Origin of the sequence: Novosphingobium rosa NBRC 15208, assembly GCF_001598555.1 — a bacterium.
Lineage (GTDB): Bacteria > Pseudomonadota > Alphaproteobacteria > Sphingomonadales > Sphingomonadaceae > Novosphingobium > Novosphingobium rosa.
Genome location: NZ_BCZE01000058.1, coordinates 1 through 22,928, shown reverse-complemented (window position 1 = coordinate 22,928; position 22,928 = coordinate 1). Strand labels below are relative to the sequence as shown.

The window sequence follows — 22,928 nt, the reverse complement described above, 5'->3', positions numbered from 1 at the left end:
ACTTACACAAAAGTCATTTTTTACAAATTCTTATAAATCTTTCCTCCAGGCGGTATCGTGTCTGGAAACGCGCATAACCGCACGTCCCGGAGCGCGAGCGATACTCGCAGGACAATGGCTTTCGATCTGCCTGCCAACGTTATCACAAACACCTGCTCCGTTCAGGAGAGCGGGTACCAACCGATTTACAGGAGAGACAATTGCGTAGTTTCAGCGGATCCATGGTCGCAATGCTGTTGTGCACGACTGCTGCTCACGCGGCTCCCTCGCTTCCCGCCGGATCGCCGGACAAGCAAGCTGCGGCGCTTGAAGCACAAATGACCGATGCCGAGCGCGTCCGCCTGCTTTACAGTGATTTTGCGCGCCCTGACCGCACCGGGGAGCCTCTGTCCCCAGGTGCGGTCGGATCCGCTTCCTTCACGCCTCCCATTCCCCGCCTTGGCATTCCGGCGCTGCAGGAAACGGATGCCAGTCTTGGCGTCGCCTGGGTTGACGGCTTTCGCAAGGACGGAGCAACCGCGCTGCCATCCGGCATGTCACTGGCCGCGACATGGAACCCCGACTTTGCTTATCGGGGCAGCGCGATGATCGCTCAGGAAGCACGCGCCAAGGGTTTCAATGTTCTGCTCGCAGGTGGCGTCAACCTCACGCGTGAGCCTCGCAATGGCCGCAATTTCGAGTATCTCGGGGAAGATCCCCTGTTGGCAGGAACACTGGCGGGCGAGACGATCCGAGCGATCCAGGACAGCCACATGATTTCAACGGTCAAGCATTTTGCGGTCAATCCGCAAGAGACCGGTCGCCATATCGTCAATTCGGTGATCGCAGAACCGGCAGCCCGCGACAGCGATCTGCTCGCATTCAGGATCGCGATGGATCGCGGCCAGCCTGGCGCCGTCATGTGCTCCTACAACCGCTACAACGGTCCTCACGCATGCCAGAGCGATTTCCTGCTCAACGGCGTCCTCAAGGGCGACTGGCGCTATCCCGGTTTCGTGATGTCGGATTGGGGCGCGGTGCGCAGCATCGACGATCTGCGCACCGGGCTCGACCGGGAATCGGGCGACCATTATGATGCGCGTCCCTATTTCCGCCAGGATCTTGCCAAGGCCATTGCCGCAGATCCCGCGCTCAAGATCCGCGTGCGCGATGCCTCGCGGCGCATCCTGCGATCGATGATCGCTTCAGGGCTGTTCGATCATCCTCCGCACATTCACCCGATTGATACAGCAGCCGATAACGCCATCGCGCAGAATGCCGGGGCGGCAGGCATTGTGTTGCTCAAGAACGATGGCGTGCTGCCCCTCGCAAAGAGCGCAAAGCGTATCGCCGTGATCGGTGGTTACGCAAACATCGGGGTCATGTCCGGCGGCGGATCGTCCCAGGTTGCCCCCGAAGGGGGCCCTGCCCTGCGCTTGGCCGTTCAGGGCGGCCGCGACATGATGGTTCAGCCCTCATCGCCGTTGACGGCACTCAAAGCCAGGCTGAACTCCGATAGCCATGTCACCTACGATGCGGGCCTCAGCCCGACCGCGGCCGCGGCGACTGCAAAGAATGCCGATGTCGTAATCGTTTTCGCGACGCAATGGACGACGGAAAGCCTCGACGCCGGAGACCTTAACCTCCCACAGGGCCAGGACGCACTCATTGCCGCCGTTGCCGCTGCCAATCCCAAGACCATCGTCGTGCTCGAAACGGGCGGCCCGGTGCTGATGCCCTGGCTCGACAAGGTCGCTGCCGTCGCCGAGGCTTGGTACCCCGGTGCGCGCGGCGGCGAAGCGATCGCTGGCATGCTAGTGGGCGACACGGAGCCGACCGGGCGACTGCCGATCACCTTCCCGCAGTCCCTCGATCAGTTGCCACGTCCTCTTGTGGACGACACACCCGATCCGGCGCGCGAACCGGGATCGCAATCGCATGACCTCAAGCCCTTCGACGTCAACTACAACATCGAAGGCTCCGACGTCGGCTATCGCTGGTATGATCGCAAACAACTCAAGCCGCTGTTTCCCTTCGGTTTCGGCCTCAGTTACACGCGCTTTGCCTATTCGGACATGCACATCAAGGGCGGCAAGACGCTGACAATCGACTTTTCGGTCAAGAATATCGGCGAACGTTCCGGATCGGATGTCCCTCAACTCTATGTCACGGATCGCGCCGGCACTGCCGGCAAGCGCCTGATTGGCTGGGGTAACGTATCCCTCGCACCGGGCCAGAGCAGGAAGGTGACGGTTGTTGTCGATCCCAAGCTGCTGGCTGACTGGTCAAGCCCCGACAAAGGCTGGAAGGTGCGTGCTGGCGCTTACCGCGTCGAACTTGGCGCATCATCCCAGAATGTCCAGATGTCCGCATCCGCAGCGGTTACCAGCTCGGTTCTGCGATGAGCGCCGGGCTCAAGCGGCGCCGAGCCGTCTCTTCAATCATCGCGGCATGGCTCATCGGAGTTGGCGCCACGCTCCACGCGGAACCTGTATGGATCACCCATCCGGAGGCCGGTGCGGGCCAGAGCCCGGTCGTGCTGCATTTCCGGCGCAGCATCGACCTCACCCAGATGCCTGCCAGCTTCCCGATTGAAGTGAGCGCCGACAACCGCTTCGTCCTTTACGTCAACGGTGCGCGGGTGGCTGCCGGTCCTGCCCGGGGGGATCTTGCCCATTGGCGGTATGAACGCCTCGATCTGGCCCCTTATCTTGCCAGCGGCCACAATGTGATCACCGCAGAGGTCTGGAACGCTGTCACGCCGGACGCCGATATTCTTCACAAGACCAGCCCGCTGGCACAGGTCAGCGCGCGAACAGGCTTTTGGCTCCATGGGCTCGGCACAGCCGGCACCATCGACAGCGGTGCAGGCTGGCGCGTTGCCAAGGCTATCGACCGCCAATTCACCCCTGGCTTCCTTGCCCTGAAGGACCAGTTAGGACAGGTTTTCTACGCTGCGGGTTCACAAGAAACGGTCGATGGGGCTGCAACGGACAAGGCCTGGCAGGCGGCTCTCGAAAGCGGAAGCAAGTGGACCAATGCCGTCCCCGCCCTCGCGACAAGTGAGACATCTCCCTGGACACTGGTTGAAGACAAGCTCCCTCAGATGCTGTTCTCCAACGCCGAGGCAGGCCATGTGGTGCGCAGCGATCTGCCCGGTGCAACCAATTTCCCTAAATCCTCGACGACGGTCCCTGCACACAGCGAAGTCCACATCCTGCTCGATCGCGGGACGATGATTTCAGCATATCCCGCTTTAGCGCTCTCGGGCGGGAAAGGGGCGCAGGTGACGCTGCGCTATGCAGAAGCCTTGTATGATGCGGACAAGAAAAAGGGCGATCGCAACGAGGTTGGCAACCGGCAAGTGCTGGGACTGACCGATCGTTATCTTGCGGACGGCACCGCCGGGCAAAGTTTCGCGCCGCTGTGGTGGCGCACCTGGCGTTATCTCGATATCGCGGTGAAAACCACAGATGCCCCGCTGATCCTTGATAGCCTGTCGCTGCGCGAAACCGGCTATCCGTTCGAGAAGCGCGGCTCGTTTGTCAGCGACGATCCCGCCCTCGATGCCATATGGAACATCGGTTGGCGGACGACCAGGATCGACGCTCACGAGACCTTCATGGACAGCTCTTACTGGGAGCAGTTGCAGTACACCGGCGACACGCGCCTGATGGCCCGGATCGCTTACGCCGTCTCGGGCGATGCCAGGCTCCCTGTTCAGGCCATCGATGCTTTCGGCAATTCGCAATATGCTGATGGCACCACCGAAAGCGCCTACCCCAATGTCATGCGCAACATCATCCCGCCGTTTTCCTTGCTCTGGGTCGGCATGATGCATGACTACTGGCTGGAACAGCCAGACACCGAGGTGCTGCGGCGCAACCTGCCCAAAACGCGCAAGGTGTTTGCCTGGTACGCCAAATATATCGCCGCCAACGGTCTTTTGACACGTAACCCCGAATGGAATTTTGTCGATTGGGTGGGCGAGCCGACCATGGCACGGGAGGCCTTCCCCTCCTTCGATAAGGCCAGCGGGACATCCTGCATGACATCGCTGGTCTATCTGGGCGCCCTGGGCCAGGCCGCAGACCTTGAACGCGCGCTTGGCGATGGCGCGGTCGCGACAGACTACGAGCGCCGCTCCAGCGCGCTACGTAAGGCAATCAACGGCCAATGCTGGGACGCCCAACGCCGCCTTTATGCCGACGATCCGTCAAAAACTGTCTTCAGCCAGCATACCAACAGCCTGGCCGTGCTCTACGATGTCGCCCCGCGCAGCGACATGAAAGACATTCTGACCAGGACGATACGGCCCGAGGGCATCGAGGCGCCAGACGGTATTCTTGAATCGAGCTATTATTTTGCCTGGTATCTGGTTCGGGCGGTCGAGCATGCGGGATGGGCGGACCACTATCCTGCCATGCTCACCACATGGCGAGGGCTGATGGGCCAGCACTTCACGACATGGCCCGAGCGGCGCGGCAACACTCGCTCGGACACCCATGCATGGAGCGCGCACCCGACAGCCGATCTCCTTGGCATCGTCGCGGGCATTCAGACGGCCTCGCCCGGCTATGGCTCTGTTCGTGTGGAGCCGCATCCCGGCGCCTTGCACCAGTTCAAGGCCAACGCGGCCACGCCTCACGGCATAGTCTCGGTCGTCATGGAGACGCAGGGCGACCGGCGCATCTTCGACATCACTCTGCCAGATGATTTGCCAGGCTCATTCGCGTGGCATGGCACGAGCCAAAAACTCCACAGCGGCCGGAACCTGGTCACAGTCGCGAAATAGCGACGCAATCTCATCACGTCCCGCACAACATAGAATGCAAAGGGAGAGGGAAACACAATGCGCGCGCTCAAACTCGCTGCGATCGGCTTGCTGGCCGCCAGCTTTCTAACCTCCCCGTCACTTGCGCGGGAGAGAAAGGACCATGTCTCCAAGCCCGCCCCGGCGGATCCCTTGCTTGCAGGCTTTAGCCAACCCGGCCCCGCCGCCCGACCTCGGGTCTGGTGGCACTGGATGAACGGAAACATCACATGGGACGGCGTGCGCCTGGACATGGACTGGATGAAAAGGATCGGCATAGCCGGCCTGCAGAGCTTTGACGCCGGTCATGCCACACCCCAAGTGGTCGCAAAGCGGCTGCCCTATATGACCCCTGGCTGGAAGCAGGTGTTCCGCAACACGGCAGCCTATGCCGACAGGCTGAATCTGGAACTGGGCATCGCCGCCTCCCCGGGATGGAGCGAAACGGGAGGCCCGTGGGTCAAGGCGCCCGATGCCATGAAGAAAATGGCATGGTCGGTGACGCGTATCACCGATGGCCAGCACTTCGACGGCATGTTGGCAAAGCCGCCCAGTGCCACCGGCCTGTTCCAGACGAGCACCGCAGGCTGGATTCTGGGCGGCCGCGCACCCGGCCAGAATCCGCCCGAACTCTATGTCGATCAAAAGGTCCTCGCCGTCCGGATCCCGGCGGATATCCGCCTGCCAACCCCGGTCATCACCGCCAGCAGCGGGACGCTCAACCCCGATGGCCTGTCAGACGGCGATATCGAGCGCAGCGCGATCGATCTGCCCGCCGGGCCGCAAACCGGGGATCTTTCCTGGGTCCAGTTCGACTACGGTCATCCTGTGACGATCCGGGGGCTGACCTTCGCCACCTCGCTCAATTCCCACTATTATGACGGGCTCACGGCACGCAAGCTCGGCGTTCCCCCGCTCGCATTCCGCCTGGAGTCCAGTCAGGACGGCCACGTTTGGCAGGATACGGGCGCGCAGATCCAGGGTGGTGCTCCCGAGCGGACCATCTCCATCGACAGCGTGCAGGCGCGATACTTCCGCTTTGTCAGCATCAGGCAACCGGCCGATCCCAAACGCCGGGTGCCGCGCTTTGCGCAGCCCTCTGCCCCGCCCCCGGATCTGGTGCCCATCAATGAACTTGTCCTGCGCCCCGAAGCAACGATCCACTCCTTCGAGGACAAGGCCGCCTTTGTCACGAACGGGGATTACTATGGCCTGCCTTCGGGCACAGCGGGAACGCAGGCCGCGATCCGCACGGTCGAGGAAATCGATCTTACGGCCCGCATGAAAGCCGATGGGCATCTGGACTGGACCCCGCCCCCGGGCAACTGGGAGATTCTGCGGATCGGCTACTCACTGACCGGGGCCATGAACCGGCCCGCGTCTCCCGAAGCGACCGGGCTGGAGGTCGACAAGCTCGATGCCGCCGCCGTCAAGCGCTATATGGATCATTATCTGGCCATGTACCGCGATGCCACCGCGGGCAAGATGGGGCGCCATGGCCTGCGCGCGATGATGTTCGACAGTTGGGAGGCCAGCAATGAGAACTGGACGCCGCTGATCCTCTCGGATTTCAAGCGGCTGCGCGGCTATGATCCCACGCCGTGGTTGCCTGCTCTGGCCGGATATGTCGTCGAAAGCCCTGAACGCAGCGATGCCTTTCTATGGGACTGGCGCCGAACCCTGCAGCAATTGCTCAAGGTCAACCATTATGACCAGTTGACGGCGATGCTCCACGAGCATGGCCTGATCCGCTACGGCGAAGCACATGAAGCAATCTACGCCACAATGGGCGAAGGCATGGAAATGAAGGCCTCCGCCGACGTGCCGATGGGGGCGATGTGGCAGGTCGAGCACCCCGGTGAAATCGAACCGGTCTATTTCAACGACATCCAGGAGTCGGCCTCGGTTGCCCATATCTACGGGCAGAACATCACCGCGACAGAGTCCCTGACCGGGGGGCCACGCTTCGGTTCCGCGCCATGGGACCTAAAGCCGACCGCCGATGCCATCCTGCTCGCCGGCTCGAACCGTTTCGTCATTCACACCTCGACGCATCAGCCCGTCAGCAAGGGACCGGGCATGACGCTCGGGCCCGGTCAATATTTCACCAGAAACGAAACCTGGGCCGAACAGGCCAAACCCTGGGTCGATTATCTCTCACGCGCTTCATATCTGTTGCAGCAAGGCCATGCCGCAAGCGATCTTGCGGTCTTTTACGGCGAGGCTGGCCCGGTCATCACCGCCTATCCTGACGGTTACCCATCGATCCCGGAAGGCTATCGCTACGACTATGTCAATGCCGATGCGATCCTGACAAAGCTGAGCGCGGCCAGCGGCAGGCTCACCACCGCATCGGGCATGGATTATCGCGCGCTCGTCTTCGGAAAGGGTACTGCGCGTGTTTCGCTTCCGGTGCTGGAAAAGGTCCGCGATCTGGTCGCGGCAGGCGCGACCCTGATCGCACAGCGGCCGGAAGGATCTCCCAGCCTTGCCGATGATCCCCAACGCGTCAAAGCAGTCCTCGACGAGCTGTGGCCGGGCGGCAACGGTGGCCAAACAGTAGTTCAGCTGGGCAAGGGCCATGTCTACCCCCTGCCGAATGTGGGTTCCGACGCCGGTCCCGCGCTGGACTCGATCGGTCTGTCGGCGGATTTCACCTATGCCAAACCTCAGCCCGACAGCCATGTGATGTTCATGCATCGGCGCCTGAAGGACGGCGAGGCCTATTTCCTGTCCAACCGCATCGATCGCACGCAAGCCATTTCAGCGAGTTTTCGGGTGACCGGCAAGATCCCCGAGCTCTGGGATCCGGCGACGGGCATGGTTCAGCCGGCATCTTACCGGATCGCGCAGGGTCGTACACAGGTCGATGTCCCGCTTGACCGCTTCGGCTCGCTCTTCGTGGTGTTCCGCAAGCCTGCGACCCGGGATGCGGCCACCCTGCCCGCCCCGGTCATGCGGGCAGTCGCGCAGCTCGGCGGCCCGTGGACCGTCAGCTTCCAGCCCGGTCGCGGCGCCCCCGCCTCGACGAGGTTCGACACGCTGTCTGATTTTCGAGAGAATGGAGACCCTGGCATCCGCTATTTCTCGGGTATCGCCACATACACCAAGGACGTGATCCTGCAGCAGAGCGATCTGCGCGGCGGACGGCGTCTCTGGCTCGACCTTGGTCAGGTGAACGACCTCGCGGAAGTGCTGATCAATGGCCGAACCGTCGGCACCGCGTGGAAGCCCCCTTATCGCCTCGATGTCACACCATACCTTGCCTTGGGCCGCAACCATATCGCAATCCGCGCGGTCAATCTCTGGGTCAACCGCCTGATCGGCGACGTCCAGCCGGGGGTGACGCACAAGATCACCTTCACCGCCGCCGACGGCAAGGTGGAGCCCGGCACATCCCCATCGGCCGCCGCCAAGGAATTGAGCATGCCTTACAAACCGGACGCTCCGCTTCGCCCCTCCGGCCTTATCGGCCCGGTCACCATCATCGCTGAAGACAAGCCATAGGGGGGCAAGGCCTCGTGCGAGGCTCCATCCGGACAAACAACAAGCTCGGGAGATGCACATCATGTCAAAGGGATCGTTGAAACCCAGGGGGTTCCTGATGCAGTCGCTGGCGGGCCTGTTGGCCAGCGCCATGCTGGCCACGCCTGCACTTGCTGGCGACACATTCGTGGCAGGAGCGGCCATTGTCGATATCACGCCGCCGATCGAGGCCCTCACGCCAGAGGGCACGACAAGCGCGATCCTTCCGGCCACATCGATCCGGGACCATCTGCATGTGCGTGCGATCTATTTTGCCAATGGCACGACCTGCGGCGCGTTGATTGGTGTCGAGCAGGGCAGCATGCGCGGATCGGAGCAGACACTTCAGGAGATCGCGCGCGTCACCGGATGCCCCCGCACCAACATCATGGCCTCGGCCGTGCATAGCCATTCGGCAGGCACGAAAGCCGCCGCCGGCGACACACCACCCGACAATCTGCCCACGGTAAAAACGGTCAATGCGGCGATGGTCGAGGCCGTGCAGGCAGCAAGAGGCAAGGCTCAGCCAGCCCGTGTCGGCTATGGGCACACACTTCTCGACATCAACGTCAACAAGGAGATCTTTGCCCACGACACATGGTATCAGGGACCTGACCGCAACGGACCATCGGACAAGACCCTTGCGGTTCTCGGCTTTATCGCCGCCGACGGAACGCCGATCGGCATCTATATGGATTATGCCGCCCACCCCATCGACTACTATCTCACCGGCATCATCAGCGCCGATTTCCCCGGCGATGCCTCGAGCTATATCGAGCGGCGTTATGATGGAAAGACCGTGGCCATCTTTGCCCAGGGCGCCTCTGGTGATCAGAATGCGCTCTATCAGGTCCCCTTCCTGCAATTGGCCGGGGCACGCCACGGCGACGCGGACCGCGCCGATGATCGCATTGGCCAGGTCGAGCCATGGTATCAAAGTTCCCTGACGCTCAACAGCAATGCGGATGGCGTCAAAGCCATGCAGCACCCCATATCGGCGAAGGACGAGCCCGCCTATGAGAAAGCCAAAGGCTTCAATGATGAGCTAGTCCATGCCTATGGCGTCCTGCTTGGCGAAGCGGCGATCGAGGCGCTCAAAAATCCGGATGTCAGCTGGCAGGCTGGGCCTGCAATCACCGGTTCCGCAGAAGAGTTGACCTGTCCCGGTCGGGATCGGATCGACATGTCCGCGAGGCAAGGCGTGCGTCCGCCCTACAGGGACGGCGCAGACGTTAAAATTCAGGTTGGAGCCCTGCGCATCGGCGACACCAATCTGGTGACAGTCAATGGTGAGGTTTACAGCGCCATCGCGACCCGGCTCAAGGCGGTCTCACCGGCATCGAAGACCCTTATGGTCACGCTGGCAAGCGGCCCTGACGCTCATTCCGGATATATCTACTCGAACGCCGCCTCTGACCATCTGACGTTCGAGGTCATTGGATCGCGCCTGAAGCCGGGCTGCGCTGAAGACGCTATCGTGGCAAGCGGTGTGAGGCAGATCACAAAACTGTCCAAACAACCTTAGTAAGGGCCTGCGTGATTGAGCTCACTTCGATAAGATCGAATATGCCATATTGACAGAAAGCAACAATCTTTCTTCTGCAGAAATCGGTCTCAACACGCGCACCCAACGCCGGAATCATCTCGAGTATGAATGCGAAAATTCCTTTTCATCGCAAGCTCGGCTATGCAGCCGGAGATTACGGGTGCAATCTATACTGGCAGAGCAGCACGTTTTTTCTTCTTTATTTTTATACAGATATTGTCGGAATTCCCGTCGCATCCGCAGGGTTGATCTACGCATTTGCGTCAATTTTTGATGTCCTGATCGACCCTATCATGTGGATATTGATGGATAGAACGAACACTCGGTGGGGACGGTACCGTCCCTGGATGATGTTTGGGGCCGGACCGCTAGCCCTGAGCTTTTCGCTGCTCTATTGGTCGCCGGCATCGACCGGACTTGCGTTGTTTCTCATTGTCTCGGCGACGCACCTTCTCTTTCGGATAAGCTACACAATCGTGGGCGTCCCTCTTGCATCTCTGAGTGCACGATTGACCGCTGATGCTCGTGAGCGCACGACACTGGCATCATTGCGTATGACCTTCGGGGCGGCCGCCACGGTGACAATTGGCTTTGCTACCCAACCGCTTGTTCAGGTACTGGGACATGGTGACGCCGGCCGCGGGCTTGCCCGGACGGCTATTCTCATCGCCATCGCAGCGACACTCATGCTCCTGATATCGGTTAGAGCAGTCCGAGAACCGCCTCTCGGCGTACCCTCGCCCACATTGAACTTGCGCGAATGCCCAAGGGTGATCGCGGCCAACCCTGCTTTTCTATCCCTTGTCGCTGGACTGATTTTTGCCACACTGTCAACGACGGCAATCACCAAATCGCTGATTTATTATTTCAAATATGTTGTCGGCGATGAAAACAGCGCCCGCTACGCCTTGGCAGCAGCAGCGGTCGTGTCTCTTATGTCTGCCCCTGCCTGGGGCGCCATCGGGAAGAAGATCGGCAAACGGGCCCTATGGCTCAGTTCAGCATCTTTCGGCCTTATTGGTCTCGCTTTGTTTCTTATCCTGCGCCCGAGCTCGGTGCTGGGCGCGTCATTGTTCTTTGCCTGGATGCAGGTCATCACGACCGGGATCCAGGTCGGCTACTGGGGTACCTTGCCAGATACGGTCGAATTTGGGGAATGGCGCAGTGGGCGAAGGCTCGAGTCCGTGCTGTTCGGCTTGTTCATGCTCATTCAAAAGGCCGCTCTCGGGCTTTCCGCAGGTATTTACAGTCTCTCACTGTCGTACATTGGCTACCGACCAAACCTGCCGGTGGCCTCTGAAACTGCCGAAAAAATTGGACTGATCATGGCCCTGCTATCCGGTATCGGTCTGGTCGGCAGCGTGGTGGCAACATGGTTTTCACCGCTGCGTCGCGGTGTTCATGAGAAAATTGTGACCCTTCTTGAGGAGCGCTAATGCACAGATTAAGCAGCTTCCAATACCCTTCCGCGACGCGATGAGGCGAAGCCTGCTCGATCAACAATGAAATAATCCAAGCAGGCAAGGCATAGATGTGCGTTCCCGCCTCACTGACAGCAGCAAACCGCTCTGCTTTCTTCAGGGAGTTCTAACGCTTACCATCGGCGTAAGAGCCGGTGGTGACCTTGAGCACCTGAGGTCGGTCGATCAAATTCAGGCCGTAATCGGTCTGATCGCCGTTCCACACCCGCGCGGTGACCCACTTGCCATCGCGGAAGGTGCCTTCCTCGACCGAAACGACCATGCCGTCATCGCGCTTGTCTGCGGGCGAAAAGCTGATGCGCACATGGTCGCCCATGACCAGATACTCATGGTCCGAAAGCTGGGCCACCGCCATGCCGCCGACAGGCTCGCTGGCCCAGGGCGCCGGATCGGCCTTGATCCAGGTCCAGTCCTTCATGCCGAACTGCCACTGGCCCCAGCTGGCGGTGATGGTCCATGGGCCCAGCGTCACCGACTGGTCGCTGCCATTGTCGGGCTTGGCCGTGCCCCAGGTGGGGCGTGTGGCGGCGATCTTCGCCCAGTCGCGCATGATGCTGCTCACCGTGGCATAGGGCAGGGCGAAAGCGGCAAGCTCCTTGGAATCCAGCGCGCGGGCCCCCAGCGGATAGTTGAAGTAACCGCTGGCATCCATGCCGAAGGGTGAGAAACCGATGCCCCCGCGCCCGATGGTGGGCCAGAAGAAGCGCGCGAATTCCTTGGCATTGCCGATTTCCGGCACCATCAGCGCATTGTCGGGCCGGGTGTATTTGTCAAGATACTGGATCACATTGCCGCTGGCGCGATCATAGATATCGGGCGCGGCAAGATCGATGGCGGGCGCCGCCGCTTTCCAGATGTCCAGCACATCCCACTGCGGCCCGCCGCTGGCCACGCCGGTGGGATCGGGCACGTTCGAGGGCCCCGCCAGCGAGCCGTTGACATACATCGGCAGCGCCTTCACCGCCTTGCCCGCCTGCGCCAAAGCATTGACATAGCTGGCGACATACCATGTGTTGAAGGCACGCGGGGCCTGAGCGCCAAAGGCCTGTGTCCATGTGCCGGACTTGCCTGTCTTGCGCGCCAATGTCGCCGGAATCTGCTGCGCAAACAGCCGGTTGCCTTCCGCCGAGAAATCGCGCGGCACGCGGTAGGAGCCGGTCTCATTCTCGGGCTGGACCATGATGACGGTGTTCTGCCGGTCATGATCGCGCAGATAGTCCATTACTTTCGCAAAGGCGCGGCGGTCTGCCTCCATGGTCGCGGGGAACAGCGGCGAGAGCACACCGTGATCCTTGCCCTGCGGGTCTTTCATGCGCGGGAAGCGGGCATTGTTCAGCTTCACCCAGGCCGGCGTGTAAGACGGGCTGGTGTTCTTCCATGCGCCGAACCACAGCAGCACCACGCGCTTGTCATGCGCGCGGGCCTGATCGAGCAGATCCTGCAGGAAGGAGAGGTCATACTTGCCCTCCACCGGCTCGACCTGTTCCCAGGCGATGGGCACCTCCACCGTGTTGGCATGCATGGCATCCAGCACCGGCCATGCGGTTTTCAAGGGCTCGGGATAGTTGGTGGAATTGTTGACCTGCCCGCCCAATATCACAAAGGGCGCGCCATCGACGATCAGCGCATGATGCCCGCCACGGCTTTCCAGCCGGGGCAGCGGGGTGGTCGTCTGAGCGGCGGCGGTTTGCGCTGCAAGGGCGCAAGCCAGCGCCAGCGGCGCGAGTTTCGTCAGCATGTCTGTCATTTCCCCTTCGCCGGGTCACCGAAAATCAATCCGCGCCCGTCTGTCGCCACATAGACCCGCCCGAACAGGCGCGGATCGCCCGAGACCATGCGGATGCGCAGGCCCCATTGATGTTCATTGTCGTTGATGCGTGCCCACGCCCCGCCGCCATCCAGCGAGCGCCACAGGCCGCGCGTGCCAGCCACGCTACCCAGCACATAGAGCGCCGGAAAACCCGCCACGCTCCCCTTGCCAAGGCCGAAGCGCTCCACGCGGATCGCCTGCCCGCTGCGCTGCCAGCTTTCGCCAAAATCGGTCGAGCGCCACAGTGCCCCGCCCAGCGCCAGCCAAAGCGCGCCCGCACGATCCGTCTCGGCCAGCAGCGGCGCGGGGTCCTCGCGGTTGGTGGAGTGGGCGGCAGTCAGATCTGACGGCAGGCCCTTGCCCGCCACGGCATGGAAGCTGGCCCCACCATCGTCGCTACGCAGAACGCGGCCCTTGGCGAAATCCAGCGCGTAGAAACGCCGCGCATCCACCTTATCCGCTGTCACCCTTGTGCGGGGCAGGCCCGAAACCGCAGTCCAATTCGCACCATGATCGCGCGAAAGCAACGGCTTGTCGGTCTCGGCCACAAAGGCCGCGCCATCGGCGGAGACAGTGATCGCGGCATCCCCCGTCTCCTCCGGACAGGGCGAGCCATCGGCATGCGGCGCACAGCGCGGCAGATGCAGACCTCTCCATGATGCGCCGCCATCCGCCGACCACGCCAGCGAGGCATCGGGCACCTTCAACGTATGGGTGTTGCCGCTGCGCACCATGATCGCGGGCGCAAGCCCGGCATAATCCAGCGTGTTGGTGTTGGTCAGGAAGGGTTGCAAATGCATGCGCGGCGGCGAAACCGCCAGATCATCATGCCGAAAGCCGCCAATATCGCCAAAGCCGGAGATCAGATGCGCGCCGCCGGTCGGGCTGGTCAGGGTGATGACGGCGGTCTGCTCGATGCCCTGGGTCCAGGGCTGCCACGCCATCTCGCCGGGCTTGTCCAGTGCCTGCGTGCCATAGACCGTCGCGCCGGTGACATAGGCAGCATGGCCCGGATCGAAGGGATCGATCGCCAGCCCGGCGATCCAGTGCCCGAAATTGGCCTTGCCGTTGAAATCGAGGAAGGGCGTCGACGACACATCGCGCACCGAGCGGCGCCACAGCTCGTCCCAATGCGCGCCGCCATCGCGGCTCAGCCAGACGGTGTCGACCGGATTGCCGCGATCGACCGTGCTGACGGCCATCATCTTCGGGTCCTTCGCGGAAACCGCAACGCCCATATAGCCGCCCTGCGGCGCTTCGGCCCCACGCAGCGGAGTCACCTCGCGCCAGCGCATCGCCATCGCGTCGAGCTGCCAGACCGCACCGCGCCGGATACCATTCGGCCCAATCCCGTCATTGAGCGTGACGGTTAGCATGCCATCGCGCCCCAGCATGGCCTTGGCGGCCAGCAGATCGGCGGGCGGGCCGCCCGGCACCACGCGCCATGTCGCGCCGCCATCTTCCGAGAGGAACAGATGCTGCGGGCCGGGATCGGCGCTGCCCACAAAGATGCGACCCTTGCGCATGGAATCAAAGACCACGAAGGACAGGCCGCCATGCGTCTGCCGAGGCGCTTTCGGCAAGCCCAGGCCGGCCAGCGGGAAGGCGCTCACCGGACGCCAATGCGCCCCGGCATCCTCGCTGTGCCACAGGCCCTGATGGCGCGAACCGAAGAATAGCCGCGCATGGTCGAAGGGATCGATCGCCAGCCTTTCGCCCAGCCCGCGCCCGTCCTCATTGCCGCCCATCGCGAAGGGCGCGCGCGTCACCTGCCAATGCGCGCCATAATCGGTGGAGCGGAAAATGGCCGAGGGCATGCGGGCGGCCATGCCCGCCGCGAGATAGACCGTGCCCGCATCCACCGTATCGACCGCCAGGCTCTCCACGCCCATATAGCTGCCTTCGGAGACGCCGTCTTGCAAAGGCACCCAGCGTTTGGCGCGCGCATCCCAGCGATAGGCGCCGCCCATATCGCTGCGCAGATAGGCAAGCCCGGGTTCGACCGTGCTGAAGACGATTCCCGGCGCGAAACCGCCGCCCCCGATGCGGACATTCGACCAGTCATAGGCCACCGGCGGAGGCGCGGCCCAGGCCAGCGATGCGGCAAGGCATCCCCCTATTAACAGCGCGACGGACAGCGCCCATTCCAACAATGATGTCTTCATGCCCCTGCCCTCTTTTCCTGACTTCTTGTTGATCACTGTAATGAATAGCGGAGACATCGACATTGGTCGCATGCACGTATCGGTGCTTGGCTTTTCAACGGGCTGCCTTCTGACTGGAAGCATCGACAGGCGCTTTGCCAAAGCCACCTATGAGCCCATCAAAGCGGCGCTCCGCCTTTCGGCCCGACCCGATCTGGTGGGCATGATCTATCCAGTGCTCGCGCCGCCGCTCGTCTATGCTGGCATCGCACGATGCGCTGCTCGACCCTAACGCTGGCACCCAGCTTCGCAAGACTCCCTCGGTAGAAAACCGACTCACCGAAGCGAAACCCCTTTCTTCCTGACGGCGGCGAGCAACGAGGGCCAGGTTCCCATCGCCAACAGCTTGGCCACGTATGGCGCCTTGCTGGCTATGGCTCGGCCGACAGAATTCCATGGTTTCGACAAGGGCGGTCATGATTTCGGTGGGCGCCTTCAAGATGTGCCTGCCTTGACTTGGCCACAGCTACGACGGCCGTCAGAGCATCTACCGCGCCTGACAATATTTGGGAAAAAGCCCGCCGTCGCACAGAGGCGACGGCGGGTTTGGAAGTTCCGCCAAGCGAGGCCGCCAATAGGCCTCGCTTGGCGGGAGGGTGAGGAATCAGAAGTTGACGTTGAGGCCCATTCGGTAACGGCGGTCGCTCTGGAACCAACTGCGGCCATACAACGCACCTCCAGGATAACCGCCCATCAGCGTCCGCTGGGTTGCATTGGTGATGTTGGTTGCCTGGATCTGGAAGCTCACGCGGTCGTTCACCTTCACCGTCACACCACCGTCCAGAGTGCCGTAATTGGCGCCATAGATCGGCAGGTCGGTGACGACGGTGCTACCCACGCCCGGCGCCGTGTAGAATGTGTAGCTCTGGTTCGTGCCATTAGCATTGGTCGACTGCAGGTACTTCGAACGCCAGCTGTAGGCGATGCGCAGCGAGAAGGGGTTGTGTTCATAGAGGAACGCAACATTCGCATTGTGCTTAGAAAGACCCTGCAAGGGCACGTCATTATGCGCCACGCCATTGATGTCGTAATAGAGATCGCCCGGGTTTTTGCTATCGAGGTAGGTGTAGTTCGCCTCCACACCGATGCCCGAGAGCCAGCCCGGCAGACGGTCAAGGAACACACGGCCGCCGACCTCGATGCCCTTGACGGTGGCAGCCTGGCTCGAGGTGCGGGCGTCATTGGTGGTCGCCACGCCCTGCTCAGTGGTGCCATCAGTGAAGGCGACAGTCACATTACGCTGGGTGGCGCCATAGACGACCGAGTCGGTGATACGCTTGTAGAAGGCGCCCGCGTGCAAACTGGTGCCTGCGTGCGGATACCATTCCACCGACAGGTCGAAATTGTTCGACATCGTCGGCTTGAGCGTGGGATCGCCGGCCGTGGTCGTGTAGTTGGCGAAGGAGGGTGGAGAGCCATTGCCTGTCGTCTGAACACTCAGCTGCCCGGAAGCGCGCAGATCGTTGAACGACTGGTTGTCCATTGTGATGTTGTAGGCCGCACGAATCTTGATCGGACGGCTTGGCGAATAGGTCAGGTTGACCGCAGGCAGAACGCGGGTGAATTCCGCACCGCCACCGTGAACCTGCGCGGCATTGTTCAGATTATAGATCGAGCCATTGCGCACGAAGCTGGCGGTGTTTTGCTGAAAATAGCCCGAGCTGGAGTTCCTGACATTGACCACACGCGCGCCGACATTGCCGGTGAGCGAGGAATCCCCCCATTCCGTGCCAAAATTGGCCATCGCATAGCCCGCCAGCGTGCGGGTGCTGTAGTCGGTCTGGTCGTTGGGTAGAACATAGCCCTCAGCGCGTCCGGGCGTGCCGCCATAGAGATTATGCACCTCATTCACACCGACTGTGTCGGCAAAATTATAAGAAGGCAGATAAAGACTTGACGGGATATTGATCCCGCCGTGGAAAAAGTTCGCGAAAGTGTAACGCTGATAGTCTCCCGGCCGGCTCGCAGAGAAGGGGACGATCGGATAGCCGTTATAGACTTGGCCCAGTGCGGCCCACGCATAGCTGTTGTTCAGATCGCGCTCGGTCCGGTTCGAGCAACGGCCGCCCAGCTTGAACGACTTGATGAACCCCTGGCCAACGGCATAGGTCAGATCGAGCGAGACCGAATTCATCTTGCCGCGATTGTTCTCGTCATGCGGCATGGCGGCCTGCCAGGAATAGCTGGAAGGATCGCCAAGCGTTGCGGTCGAAGTAGGGGCGACGGTGATCGATGGCAGATTGCCGCTCAAACCCAGGCCATAACTGGTCGGATAATTCACCGTGCTGAAGAGGTTCATGCGGTGCTGCGTCGAGGATGAATTGATGTGCTGATAGGCAGCATCGACCGTCAGGCGGCCATGGTCCGGATTCCATTTCACCGCACCGGATATGTCCTGGGTCTTGGTGCGGCTGTTCCAAGCACCTGTGCTGCCGCCGGCGGTGATCGGCGCATTGCTGGGCAGGAAGGTTGAACTGTCACGCTGGAACACCGCCGGCGAGGAAATCAGCGCGCCATTGGCGTCGAATTTGCTCTGGCTGGGATCAACCGCCAGGCTCTGCGAGGTGACGAAGGAGTCGAACTCGCTCGATTTGCTGCGGTAACGCGACTGGAAGAAGATACCGGTGAAGGTCAGAGCCGTGCTCGGCGCCCATTGGACCGCACCGTAAATCCCGTCACGCTTGCGCCGGAAATTTTCCTGCCCATAGTCGAAGCCGCCCGGAATGTAATAATCGTTTCCGGTGATCCGGGTCCGGAACATCGGCTCCATACGCACGAATTGCGAGGTCGAGGTCAACTGGCTGAAAGCACCATCGAGCACGAAGCCAATATCGCCAATGCTGGTGTTCCATTTGCCGGCCACCATGCCCGACACCGAATAATCGGTCTTCAGGGCCAGATCACCGTAGCTCAAGTCGCCGCTGCCCGCAAAATGCAACCCGTTCTTGAAATCGAAGGGCAGCTTTGTGCGCAAGTCCACCGAGCCACCGGTGCCACCCTCGATCTGATCTGCTGAAGAGGATTTATAGACATCGACTGCTTGCATCAGCTCCGGGGTCACATCGCCCCACAGCAGCGAGCGGCCACCGTTGGCGCTGAAGATCTCCCGACCGTTGAGACGCGAAGCAACCCCGGAAAGACCGCGAATCTGGATGCCCGAACCTTCAACCGAATAGTGGTCGGGATCGTTGATCGCCGCGAAGCGAACGATGGTCACACCCGGGACGCGCTGTAACACTTCGGTGATAGAATTGTCCGGCAACTTGCCCGCATCGTCCGCCACAACCGAATCCACGATCGTCGCCGCATTCTTTTTGCGGTTCTCCGCAGATTCAAGCGCGGCTCTTCGCCCGGTCACAACGATTGCGGCAGAATCTGCGGGATTGATCGTTCCCCCCGGCTCTGATGTCTGCCCATGAGCTTGCTGGGTGGCTGCCAAAGACAGCACCGCCATGCTGATCATGCTTGCATGGGTATGGATTTTGAAACGCCGCATTCTACCCCTCCTGAAATCCCCACTGAGCCGGGCCTTCGCCTCTCGCTCTGAAAGCGGACCCGTCGCGCTTGCGACCATTTGTCCTACTATAGGATTATGAGAAAGGCGCGATCCGGTCAAATATTTAAAATTCTGTGCAAAATATCCGTTGGCTTTCTTTTTATATTTTGAATCAATATGAAGACACAAAAGCGCCATTGAAGATTTTTCTAAATTATTTGTTGACATATATGATTCATCATTATTCAAATCATACTAGTTTGATTCCCTTTTCGCAGACGAATCACTGATTTTTATCCATGTCATGACAATCCAATTGAAGATCGATGACTATCCGATGGAAAAATCATCTGCCGCAGTGGCAGTGCGCGTCGCGCCCGCCAATCTTCACACCCTCGCCCGATATCGAAAATCACGCAGCTTCGCGCCGCCCTCTCCCGCGACATAAAGCCCCAGACGAAGGCTGAGAAAGCCGCCGAAGACATTGTGATGGATGCCCGAAACCTCCATGCGAGTGCCGTGGCGTTGCCAGCTTTGCCCCTCGTCATGGGAATAATGCCAGGTCAACACATTCTCGTCGTTGGTCATCCGCAAGCGCAGGCTGCGCGCCTGATGCGGCACCGCCGCCCAAGGCAATTCCTCGGAATATTCGTAGATTTTCAGCTTGTCCGAGGTAAAGCCCACGCCGACGAAGGCTTTATAATTGTAGAACAAAAGAAGGCCCGCTTCGACGTCGCCATTGAGGTCGATCGACACTTCCGCCTGATAGCTGCGATCCCCCACAAGGCAGGTCAGCGGCGAGGAATCCGCCGGGGAACGACCGCTCGCCGTAATGGTCAGGCCGCCAGCGCCATAGCTTGCCCGCTGCCCCTCATCGCGCTTGGGTGCATGGAAGCTCCATTGCACACCCATGCGGTCCCTGCCGAAATCATCCGACAGGCCCGGCGCCGATGCGCTGATCTTGCCGCCCCGCGGTTTGCGCAAGGGCTGCGAAAGATCGCCACCCTTGGCACGGAACCAGCCATCGGGTGTCCATTCGATGGGTTCCAGCAAGGTCTGGCGGCCCAGCGTGCGCATGCCGTTCTCATAGCCATGATAGACCATCCACCAGTCCCCGGCAGGCCCCTCGACCAGCGTGGCATGACCGCGCGACCACCAGGGTTCGGCGGTGCTCACCGTGCGCACCAGCGGGTTGTGCGGGCAATGCTCCCAGGGGCCATGGATCGACTTAGAGCGCGCCGCGATCACCATATGCCCCGTCACCGGCCCGGCGGTGCCGCCGATGGCCGTAACCAGATAGAACCATTTACCGCGCCGCAGCAGCTTGGGGCCTTCGGGCGCGAAATTCTCGACCACCCAGTCATCGGGATAGCGCCAGGGATCATAGGCCTTGACCAGCGCGCCATTGGTGGCCAGCCCATCATCGGTCAGGGGTATCATGCGGATGCCATTGGTGAAGAGATAGCGTTTGCCATCCTCCCCCACCACATGGCCCGGATCGATGCAGCCGCTGACCTTGAGGTCCACCGGCTCGCTCCACGGCCCGGCGATATCATCTGCCCAGATCACGAAGATCGACCAGCCCTCGCCCTTGGGATCGGCGGGGATATAGATGAAATAGCGCCCATCGTGCCTGACCAGATCCACCGCCCAGATCGTGCCGAGATTGCGGTGCAGCGCCGGGCCGACCGGCGCCCAGTTGACCAGATCGGTGGAGCGCCAGATCACAAGCGCCGGATAGGAGTCGAAGGAGGAAAACGTCATGTAATAGACGTCGCCATCCTTCAGGATCGTGGGATCGGGGTGATCGCCCGAGACGATCGGATTGCGATAGAAGCCATTGCCCAGATCAGCCTTGCGCTGGCCATCGGCGCCCACGCCCCATTGCGGCGCGGCTGTCCTTTCAGCTTTCGGGGCAGCAGCCTGAGCAGGTGCGCCGGTCACGGCGACACGCGCCAGTGCAGGCACCGCCGCCCCGGCAAGGGCGCCCTGAAACAGCGTGCGGCGGTTCATCGTCATGGCTGGCGTCTCACTTAGTAACGGGTTCGAAGGTGACCAGGGCGATGTCATTGCTGCGCATCGTCACAGTGACCGTGGCATGGCCGTCTACGCCCACGCGCAGCACCCTGTCCTGCTCGGGACGGTCGGCGGTCTGCTGCTGGAGTTGCGCAAGCTGCCGGGGGCTGAGCGCTTTGGGCATGCCCATGTCGATATAGGCCGAGAGCGGATCGTTGACGCGATAGCCCGTCCGGTGGATCTGCAGGCGATAGCTGCCCGCCTTGAGATGCGAGAGGGTGAGCGCCACCGGACGGCTCGGCGTTGCCGGAACCTGCCGCGTGTAGAACGGCTTGTTGCTGAGCTTCTGCACCGGCTGCTGGAAGTCCCAGAGAAGCGCGGAGACCTTGCCGCCATCCTTGGCCACCATCGCCTGATCGTCGCCGGTCGGCAGAGCCTGCCCGCGTACCGAGTGGAGATATTTGTAAGCGAACCACGCAGGTTTGCGGATACCCTCGCGGTTCATCAGGCCGAAGCCGCCGTGGAAGGGCGTGGGCGGCGGGCCGGGTTCCTCGAACAGATCGGTGTAGGTCCAGTAGCTCATGCCTTGTGCCAGACCTTGCGTGGCCTTGAGCTTGCTGAGGATGTAGGGCGCGCTGATATAGCTGTCGTGAACGAAGTCGCGCGGGGTGTAGCTGGTGCTCCATTCGGTGAAGAACAGCGGAATTTTAGGATAGGCCGAGGCGGCGATCTGCCCCCTCACCTTGCGGACATCGCCCACGATGGCATCCGGAGACGGCGAGAGTTTGGTGTCCTGCTTGCCCTGCTCGTCGAGAAAGCCACCATCCACGCCGTAGGTATGCGTCGCCACGAAATCGACGGGCAGCTTGTTGTCATCGGCATATTTCAGAAACTCGGGCACCCAGGCGGCCCCCGCCGTGGCCGGTCCTCCGATACGCAGCTGCGGGTCGATGGCCTTAATGGTGCGAACCGTATCGGCATAAAGGCCGAAATAGGCGGCCTGATCGGCCTTTTCCCAGAAACCGTCGAGGTTGGGTTCGTTCCACAGCTCGAAATACCAGCTGCGCACCTCGGCCTCGCCGTGGCGCTGGCGCATGTGGTTGACGAAAGCGGCGACCAGATCGCGCCACATCGCCGGATCGGGATGCGAGGTGTTGCCCTTCCAATAGAACAGCTGCTGATCGGATGTGCGCATCGCCGCCGGGGTCCAGCCCAGCTCCACGAAGGGACGGATGCCCTTGGCCAGCAGGCCATCATAGAGCTTGTCGATGCCAGTCCAGTCATAGGTGATATGCCCGTCAACCTTGCGGACGGTGCCCAGCACATCATGGAAGATGTCGTGGAAGCGGATGTAGCGGAAGCCCAGCTCATCGACCGCCGTTTTCAACTGTGCCTGACTGTCCTCTCGGATCAGGGTGCCGGGATAGTCGGAGCCGACCGAGAGATCGAAGAAGCGATCGACCGGCGTGCCAGATGCGACAGCATCGATGTGGACCTCCCGCGCAGGCAGTGGCGGCTGTGTCTGGGCGGACGCCATCTGCGCCGAACTCGTGACCGCCAGCGCCGCCAGCATCGCAATCTTGTTCATACCCCACTCCTCATCTTTGTATGGCCCCCTGCCCCGGGCACCTTAGCCCGGGGCAGGGTCAGCATCACACCAATCGGTTGGTGCGGACCAGTTCGCGATACCAGTCCGCGCTCAGCTTGGGCGTGCGCTTGCCGGTCTTGAAATCGACATGGTGGATGCCAAACAGCTTGGTGTAGCCATCCTCCCACTCGAAATTGTCCATCAGGCTCCAGAGGAAATAGCCCTTGATGGGATAGCCCTCACGCGCGGCGCGCTGGAGATGGGTGAGGTAGTTGCGCAGATACATGATGCGGTCGCCGTCATAGACCTTGCCGTCGCTCGACACCGGATCGTCCGCCGAGCAGCCATTCTCGGAAATGTAGAGCGCCTTGGGCTTCCACAGATCGTTGACGGCGCGCACGCTCCAGTACAGCGCCTCGGGGCCGACATAGAGCCAGGGCGAGGCCATGCGTGGTGACTGGGGCAGATGC

At 61.4% G+C, this 22,928-nt stretch carries 12 protein-coding genes; 6 read left to right on the top strand and 6 right to left on the bottom strand.

What is annotated here, in order from left to right; all coding sequences use genetic code 11:
* Positions 1-200: 200 nt before the first annotated feature.
* The 5 genes from SR3_RS20585 (at position 201) to SR3_RS20565 (ending at position 11,299) form a co-directional block, all read left to right on the top strand.
* Positions 201-2,384 (top strand): beta-glucosidase, encoded by a 2,184-nt coding sequence (locus SR3_RS20585; RefSeq protein ID WP_245654024.1) that lies wholly within the window; start codon positions 201-203, stop codon positions 2,382-2,384.
* On the top strand, positions 2,381-4,774 hold the full coding sequence (locus tag SR3_RS20580; RefSeq protein WP_068090224.1) for a family 78 glycoside hydrolase catalytic domain: 2,394 nt from the start codon (positions 2,381-2,383) through the stop codon (positions 4,772-4,774). Before SR3_RS20585 ends, SR3_RS20580 begins: the two co-directional genes overlap by 4 nt.
* 57 nt (positions 4,775-4,831) lie before the next feature.
* Entirely contained in the window at positions 4,832-8,299 is a 3,468-nt protein-coding gene (locus SR3_RS20575) for a glycosyl hydrolase (RefSeq protein ID WP_084455773.1), read from the top strand.
* Positions 8,300-8,396: 97 nt separating this feature from the next.
* Positions 8,397-9,842: a hypothetical protein gene (locus tag SR3_RS20570; protein ID WP_068090220.1), complete on the top strand. Its 1,446-nt coding sequence runs from the start codon at positions 8,397-8,399 to the stop codon at positions 9,840-9,842.
* 125 nt (positions 9,843-9,967) lie between these two features.
* Entirely contained in the window at positions 9,968-11,299 is a 1,332-nt protein-coding gene (locus tag SR3_RS20565; RefSeq protein WP_068090218.1) for an MFS transporter, read from the top strand.
* Positions 11,300-11,450: 151 nt separating this feature from the next.
* Here the strand turns inward: SR3_RS20565 and SR3_RS20560 are convergent, their stop codons facing one another.
* Both SR3_RS20560 and SR3_RS20555 read right to left on the bottom strand, forming a co-directional pair.
* Entirely contained in the window at positions 11,451-13,082 is a 1,632-nt protein-coding gene (locus SR3_RS20560; RefSeq protein WP_068090216.1) for a DUF5597 domain-containing protein, read from the bottom strand.
* A gap of 5 nt (positions 13,083-13,087) precedes the next feature.
* Complete coding sequence (locus SR3_RS20555; protein WP_084455772.1) at positions 13,088-15,319, bottom strand: WD40/YVTN/BNR-like repeat-containing protein; 2,232 nt, start codon at positions 15,317-15,319, stop codon at positions 13,088-13,090.
* Between SR3_RS20555 and SR3_RS20550 the strand changes: the two genes are divergently transcribed.
* Positions 15,318-15,590 (top strand): hypothetical protein, encoded by a 273-nt coding sequence (locus SR3_RS20550; protein ID WP_157099001.1) that lies wholly within the window; start codon positions 15,318-15,320, stop codon positions 15,588-15,590. The genes SR3_RS20555 and SR3_RS20550 overlap by 2 nt on opposite strands.
* Positions 15,591-15,962: 372 nt before the next feature.
* On the opposite strand, the gene SR3_RS20545 is transcribed toward SR3_RS20550, so the two are convergent.
* From SR3_RS20545 to SR3_RS20530, 4 genes are all read right to left on the bottom strand, one after another.
* Positions 15,963-18,854, bottom strand: coding sequence for a TonB-dependent receptor (locus SR3_RS20545; RefSeq protein WP_068090212.1), 2,892 nt, complete (start codon positions 18,852-18,854; stop codon positions 15,963-15,965).
* Positions 18,855-19,241: 387 nt separating this feature from the next.
* Positions 19,242-20,873 carry a family 43 glycosylhydrolase gene (locus SR3_RS20540; RefSeq protein WP_068090210.1) on the bottom strand — a complete coding sequence of 544 codons (1,632 nt, stop codon included), beginning with the start codon at positions 20,871-20,873 and terminating at the stop codon, positions 19,242-19,244.
* A 10-nt stretch (positions 20,874-20,883) separates the two neighbouring features.
* Positions 20,884-22,458, bottom strand: coding sequence for a GH39 family glycosyl hydrolase (locus SR3_RS20535; RefSeq protein ID WP_068090208.1), 1,575 nt, complete (start codon positions 22,456-22,458; stop codon positions 20,884-20,886).
* Between the two features lie 64 nt (positions 22,459-22,522).
* The coding region (locus SR3_RS20530) for a family 1 glycosylhydrolase (RefSeq protein ID WP_157099000.1) at positions 22,523-22,928 on the bottom strand (406 nt) is incomplete at its 5' end.

What these genes read in the sequence shown, in the direction of transcription:
- SR3_RS20565 (WP_068090218.1), top strand. Translation starts at nt 9,968, where the DNA reads ATGAATGCGAAAATTCCTTTTCATCGCAAGCTCGGCTATGCAGCCGGA.
- SR3_RS20580 (WP_068090224.1), top strand. Translation starts at nt 2,381, where the DNA reads ATGAGCGCCGGGCTCAAGCGGCGCCGAGCCGTCTCTTCAATCATCGCG.
- SR3_RS20575 (WP_084455773.1), top strand. Translation starts at nt 4,832, where the DNA reads ATGCGCGCGCTCAAACTCGCTGCGATCGGCTTGCTGGCCGCCAGCTTT.
- SR3_RS20535 (WP_068090208.1), bottom strand. Translation starts at nt 22,458, where the DNA reads ATGAACAAGATTGCGATGCTGGCGGCGCTGGCGGTCACGAGTTCGGCG.
- SR3_RS20560 (WP_068090216.1), bottom strand. Translation starts at nt 13,082, where the DNA reads ATGCTGACGAAACTCGCGCCGCTGGCGCTGGCTTGCGCCCTTGCAGCG.
- SR3_RS20540 (WP_068090210.1), bottom strand. Translation starts at nt 20,873, where the DNA reads ATGACGATGAACCGCCGCACGCTGTTTCAGGGCGCCCTTGCCGGGGCG.
- SR3_RS20555 (WP_084455772.1), bottom strand. Translation starts at nt 15,319, where the DNA reads ATGAAGACATCATTGTTGGAATGGGCGCTGTCCGTCGCGCTGTTAATA.
- SR3_RS20570 (WP_068090220.1), top strand. Translation starts at nt 8,397, where the DNA reads ATGCAGTCGCTGGCGGGCCTGTTGGCCAGCGCCATGCTGGCCACGCCT.
- SR3_RS20550 (WP_157099001.1), top strand. Translation starts at nt 15,318, where the DNA reads ATGCCCCTGCCCTCTTTTCCTGACTTCTTGTTGATCACTGTAATGAAT.
- SR3_RS20545 (WP_068090212.1), bottom strand. Translation starts at nt 18,854, where the DNA reads ATGCGGCGTTTCAAAATCCATACCCATGCAAGCATGATCAGCATGGCG.